The organism is Halopseudomonas sp., assembly GCF_036961105.1.
Lineage (GTDB): Bacteria > Pseudomonadota > Gammaproteobacteria > Pseudomonadales > Pseudomonadaceae > Halopseudomonas.
Genome location: NZ_JBALWW010000001.1, coordinates 619,293 through 625,342, shown reverse-complemented (window position 1 = coordinate 625,342; position 6,050 = coordinate 619,293). Strand labels below are relative to the sequence as shown.

The window sequence follows — 6,050 nt, the reverse complement described above, 5'->3', positions numbered from 1 at the left end:
AGCAGTAGCAGTTTGAACAGCAGAGTGGGATCCAGTGCCGGCCTGCCGTTATCAGCGCAGTACAGGTCCTTGACCAGGTCGTGGATAAAAGAAAAGTCGATGTGCTTATCAACTTTACGTAGCAGGTGATCCTGTGGCACCAGCTCGTCAATACAGACAAATTCGAGAGCGGACTGAACCGGGGGACGATCGCGCAGCATGAGCAATACCCTGACATTCTGGAGTGCCCATATAAAAACAAAGCCCCGGCTAAAGAGCCAGGGCTTTGTCAGCAGTCTGAGGCGGCGCAGAAGCGCCGCCTTTTTTCATTACAAGCTGCCCTGTTGCCAGCACCTGAGACCTGCTGATGGGCTGCCTGGCAGCCCATCAGCAGGTACGGCACCACATCTTAGTGAGCAAACACGAACTCGCCGTTTTCCACCCTGGCCTGGATGGTTTCGCCGTGGGCGAAGTCGCCTGCCAGGATGCGCTGCGCCAACGGGTTCTCGATCCAACGCTGAATCGCCCGCTTGAGCGGCCGCGCGCCATAGACCGGGTCGTAACCCACAGCCACCAGTTTCTCCAATGCTTCGTCGGTCAGCTGCAGATCCAGCTCGCGCTCGGCCAGACGCTGGCGCAAGCGACCCATCTGAATCTCGGCGATACCGGCAATCTGCTCCTTGCCCAGCGGCTCAAACACCACCACTTCATCCACGCGGTTGATGAACTCGGGGCGGAAATGCTGCCCCAGTGCGTCCATCACTGCTGCGTGCTGCGCCTCCGGATCACCGACCAGCTCCTGGATTTGCGTAGAGCCAAGGTTTGAGGTCATCACGATCACCGTATTGCGGAAGTCCACGGTGCGGCCCTGGCTGTCGGTCAAGCGCCCATCTTCCAGCACCTGCAGCAGCACGTTGAATACGTCCGGATGCGCCTTCTCGACCTCATCCATCAGGATCACCGAGTACGGTTTGCGGCGCACAGCTTCAGTCAGATAACCGCCCTCCTCATAGCCGACATAGCCAGGAGGTGCACCGATCAGACGCGCCACGGAATGCTTCTCCATGAACTCGGACATATCAATGCGCACCATGGCCTCTTCGGTGTCGAAGAGAAATTCGGCCAGAGCCTTGCACAGTTCGGTCTTGCCCACGCCGGTAGGCCCGAGGAACATGAAGGAGCCGCTTGGCCGGTTCGGGTCTGACAAACCAGCGCGTGAGCGCCGTACCGCGTTGGAAACCGCGACCACCGCCTCGTGCTGGCCGATTACGCGCTTATGCAGGGCATCTTCCATGCGCAGCAGCTTATCGCGCTCGCCTTCCAGCATCTTGGCCACCGGAATACCGGTCCACTTGGAGACCACTTCGGCAATTTCCTCGTCGGTCACCTTGTTACGCAGCAACTGATTAGCCGGCTTGGTGTGCTGCTCGGCCATTTGCTGGCTGCGCTCCAGGTCAGGGATCACGCCGTACTGCAGCTCGGCCATGCGGTTCAGGTCACCCTTGCGACGGGCCTGCTCCAGCTCGGCCTTGGCCTGCTCGATGCGCTCCTGAATCTGCGCCGAGCCTTGTACGTCGGCCTTCTCTGCCTTCCAGATTTCTTCCAGATCCGCGTATTCCCGCTCAAGTTTGGCGATGTCTTCCTTGAGCTTTTCCAGCCGCTTGAGCGCGGCGTCGTCGTCTTCCTTCTTCAGCGCTTCACGCTCCACCTTGAGCTGAATCAGGCGGCGCTCCAGGCGATCCAGTGCTTCGGGCTTGGAGTCGATCTCCATGCGGATACGGCTCGCGGCTTCGTCGATCAGGTCAATCGCCTTGTCAGGCAACTGGCGGTCGGTGATGTAGCGATGCGACAGTTTGGCGGCGGCAATGATGGCACCGTCGGTAATGGTGATCTTGTGATGCACCTCGTAGCGCTCTTTCAGGCCACGCAGGATAGCAATGGTGTCCTCTTCGCTCGGCTCATCGACCAGCACCTTCTGGAAGCGACGCTCCAGAGCGGCGTCCTTCTCGATGTACTTACGATACTCGTCCAGCGTGGTTGCACCCACGCAGTGCAGTTCACCACGCGCCAGCGCCGGCTTGAGCATATTGCCGGCATCCATGGAGCCCTCGGCTTTGCCGGCACCGACCATGGTATGCAGCTCATCAATGAACAGGATTACCCGCCCTTCCTGCTTGGATAGCTCGTTGAGCACGGCCTTGAGCCGCTCCTCAAACTCGCCACGGAACTTGGCGCCGGCAATCAGCGAACCCATATCGAGCGACAGCAGGCGCTTGTCTTTAAGGCCGTCTGGCACCTCGCCGTTGATGATGCGCTGCGCCAGCCCCTCGACGATGGCGGTCTTGCCCACGCCGGGTTCGCCAATCAGTACTGGATTGTTCTTGGTGCGGCGCTGCAATACCTGAATGGTGCGGCGAATCTCGTCATCGCGGCCGATTACCGGGTCCAGCTTGCCGTCTTCGGCCTTCTTGGTCAGATCCACGGTGTACTTGTCGAGCGCCTGGCGCGATTCCTCGGCATTGGCGTCATTCACCGCTTCGCCACCGCGCAGGTTACTGATGGCATTTTCCAGTGCTTTTTTCGAAACGCCCTGGCCCAGCAGAATCTTGCCGGCGGCCGTCTTGTCATCCATCGCGGCGAGCAGCACCAGCTCGCTGGAGATGAACTGATCCCCGCGCTGCTGCGCCAGCCGATCCGCCTGATTCAGCAGCCGCGCCAGATCGGTGGACATGCTGACGTCCCCGGTCGGGTTGCTGACGGTAGCAAGCTTGTCGAGAGCACCGCCCAGCTCGCTGCGCAGGCTGTTGATGTCAAAACCCACCTGCATCAGCAGCGGCTTGATGGAGCCCTGCTGTTGCTCCAGCAGCGCTACCAGCAGGTGAAGCGTGTCGATTTGAGTATGGTCGCGACCCACGGCGAGCGATTGCGCGTCGGACAAGGCGACCTGTAACTTGCTGGTCATACGATCAATACGCATGGCATTCATCCTGTATTAAAAGGCCCGATTCGACGCGGCGAGGCGGGCGGAGTCAGTGTTCATGACTGTTTAATGAGGACGATTATCGCGCTTTCAAGGCGTGAGACCCTGACAAGGGTCAATTTTTTGTCGCTTAGCGCGTACGGCTATTGACGGCGGCGCAAAGCTTGGCGGCCAGGCTGCCTGGCAACCGTCGAACAGCCTGGTGATTGACAGGCTCAGGAGACCAACCAGATCAGCGAGGCAAAACGCCCGGTCTGACCGTCGCGGCGATAGGAGAAATAGCGCGCCGGCTCACTGACAGTGCAGAGATCGCCACCGTACACTGCCGTCACGCCGGCCTTGGCCAGTCGCAGGCGTGCCAGTTGATAAATATCGGCCAGGTAATGGTCTGCGCAACCGGACGGTGCGAATGCCTTTGCCGCCTCGGCATCGCTGGCAATGAAGGCTTCACGTACCTCAGGCCCCACCTCGAATTCGTTTGGCCCTATAGCCGGGCCCAGCCAGGCCATCAGGGCATAGCCGGGGCTCCCCATGCTACTCACTGTCTGCTCGAGTATGCCCGCCAGCAGCCCGCGCCATCCGGCGTGGGCGGCGGCGACTCGCGTCCCGTCCTTGTTGCACAGTAGTACCGGAAGACAGTCGGCGGTCATCACGGTGCAGGCAACTTGTCTTTCGTTGGTCCAACTGGCATCCGCATCAGCCACCAGGGCGGGGTCGGCTTTGCAGACCCGAGTGCTATGAGTCTGATCCAGCCACGCGGGCGTGCAGCCCAGCACGCGCTGCAACTCGGCGCGATTGGCCGCGACATGGGATGGCTCATCGCCCACGTGACCACCCAGATTGAAGCCTTTCCAGGGACCCTGGCTGCAGCCGCCACGCCGGGTGGTTATGCAGGTACGCACGTTCGCGGGCGCCGGCCATTCGGCGCTCATCCACAATGGACTCATTCGGCGATCTCACCATCCTCTTTCAACAGTGCCAGCAAATGCTGCATATCTGCCGGCAAGGGCACCTGCCACTGCATGGTACGGCCGTCGAACGGGTGCAGCAGTTCCAGCCGGCGCGCATGCAACGCCTGGCGCGGGAACTCACGCAGCTCGCGAATCAGCTCGGGGCTGGCACCTGGCGGAATGCGCAGACGTCCGCCGTAGGTGGCATCACCGATCAGCGGGAAATAGATATGACTCATGTGCACGCGAATCTGGTGGGTACGCCCGGTTTCCAGCTTGACCTTCACATGGGTATGCGCGCGAAACCGCTGAATCACCCGGTAATGGCTGATCGCCTGCTTGCCGCCGGCAACCACTGCCATTTTCTGCCGCTGGGTCCCGTGGCGGGCGATAGGCTGGTCAACTTTGCCACCGGCTGTCATCACCCCGACTACCACGCATTCATATTCCCGGCTAACGCTGCGAGCCTGCAGCTGGGCGACCAGATCAGTCTGCGCCTCTATGGTCTTGGCTACCACCATGAGACCGGTAGTGTCCTTGTCCAAGCGGTGCACTATGCCGGCACGCGGCACCTTGGCCAGTTCCGGCGCATGGTGCAGCAGCGCGTTCAGCAGCGTGCCATCCTGATGTCCGGCAGCAGGGTGCACTACCAGGCCCGCCGGCTTGTTGATCACCAACAGGGCGTCGTCCTCGTAGAGGATATCCAGCGCAATCGCTTCGGGCTGCCAGTCGCCCTGCACCTCACGTTCGGCATCCAGGGTGAGTTGCTCGCCGCCGTACACAGGATCGCGCGTGCGTTTCTTTTCACCATCTACCAGCAGGCTGCCGTCCTTTATCCAACCTTGCAGACGCGAGCGCGAATGCTCGGGGAACAATTGCGCCGCCACCTGGTCTAGGCGTTGACCGCCCGACTCGTGACTAACCTGTGCAGACAAAAGAATACGATCGGACATGCGGAGCTCACTGGATGACGCGGGGATGGAGAGGCAGATGCAATCCCTTTTGGTTTCGCCTCTGCGCTGTGGTTAAATACGGCTTTTCCCGGCTTGCCGGGACTGTGCACAAGCCCCAACTATAACAGGACGGCTGCTGTGGAAACAGCGTGGTGCCGCCCATTCGGATGTCATGATATGTCGCTGAAACATCTCCTGCTGGTCGGCCTGCTCGCCTTTGTCGCCGCCTGTTCTTCCAACAAGCCGGTCATTGACGAGTCGCTCAGCGAGTCAGAGCTGTACCGCAAGGCGCAAACTGACCTGGATGCCAATAACTATGGTCCGGCCATCGAAACCCTGCGCGCACTGGAATCACGCTATCCCTTTGGTCGCTATGCCGACCAGGCACAGCTTGAGCTGATCTACGCCTACTACCAGAATCTGGAGCCCGAAGCCGCTACTGCTTCGGCCGACCGTTTCATCCGACTGCATCCGCAACATCCCAACGTGGATTATGCCTACTACGTGCGCGGCCTGGCCTCGTTCACCCGCGACCAGGGCATTTTTGAACGCTTTCTGCCGCTGGACATGACGCGCCGCGACCCTGGTGCAGCGCGTGATTCGTTCAACGATTTTGCCCAGTTGATCAACCGTTATCCCAACAGCCAGTATGCCCCCGATGCGCGCCTGCGCATGGTCTACCTGCGCAATCTGCTGGCTGACTACGATGCCCACGTAGGCCACTACTATCTCAAGCGGGGCGCCTATCTGGCTGCTGCCAACCGTGGCCGTTACATAGTCGAGAACTACCAGCAGACGCCAGCGGTAGGTAATGGTCTGGCACTCATGGTCGCCGGCTATGACCGTCTGGCCATGCACGACCTGGCCGACAGCGCACTGGAAACCCTGAAGCTCAACTACCCGGACCATCCGGCGCTGGTCAAGGGCGAATTCAAGCACCATGTCGAGCCTAGCCAGCCGGAAATGAACTGGATGGAATCCATGTCGGTCAGCGCACTGGACGCGGTCACCGCGCCGCCGCCACGTACTGCCCAGACCCAGATGGAACGGCAGATGGACCGCGAGTATCAGGACGCCGTGGCCGCACTCCCCCGTGAAGTTCGGGTACACGGTGAAGAAGGACGACGCTCCTTCTGGAACCGCATTACCTTCGGCCTGATCGACTGATACTGTCGCCGACCGAAAAGC

General features: G+C 60.5%; 4 protein-coding genes and 1 pseudogene. 1 reads left to right on the top strand and 4 read right to left on the bottom strand.

The window, feature by feature from the left end; translation table 11 throughout:
• The 4 genes and pseudogenes from V7756_RS02805 to rluD all read right to left on the bottom strand — a co-directional run.
• Positions 1-200: pseudogene (locus V7756_RS02805) on the bottom strand (IS5/IS1182 family transposase); the annotation flags it as partial.
• Between the two features lie 188 nt (positions 201-388).
• Positions 389-2,956 carry an ATP-dependent chaperone ClpB gene (gene clpB, locus V7756_RS02800; RefSeq protein ID WP_335608629.1) on the bottom strand — a complete coding sequence of 856 codons (2,568 nt, stop codon included), beginning with the start codon at positions 2,954-2,956 and terminating at the stop codon, positions 389-391.
• 218 nt (positions 2,957-3,174) lie between these two features.
• Entirely contained in the window at positions 3,175-3,906 is a 732-nt protein-coding gene (pgeF, locus tag V7756_RS02795) for a peptidoglycan editing factor PgeF (RefSeq protein WP_335608628.1), read from the bottom strand.
• Positions 3,903-4,862 carry a 23S rRNA pseudouridine(1911/1915/1917) synthase RluD gene (gene rluD, locus V7756_RS02790; protein ID WP_335608627.1) on the bottom strand — a complete coding sequence of 320 codons (960 nt, stop codon included), beginning with the start codon at positions 4,860-4,862 and terminating at the stop codon, positions 3,903-3,905. Before rluD ends, pgeF begins: the two co-directional genes overlap by 4 nt.
• 177 nt (positions 4,863-5,039) lie before the next feature.
• On the opposite strand from rluD, the gene V7756_RS02785 reads away from it, so the two are divergent.
• Positions 5,040-6,029 carry an outer membrane protein assembly factor BamD gene (locus V7756_RS02785; RefSeq protein ID WP_335608626.1) on the top strand — a complete coding sequence of 330 codons (990 nt, stop codon included), beginning with the start codon at positions 5,040-5,042 and terminating at the stop codon, positions 6,027-6,029.
• Positions 6,030-6,050 lie beyond the last annotated feature (21 nt).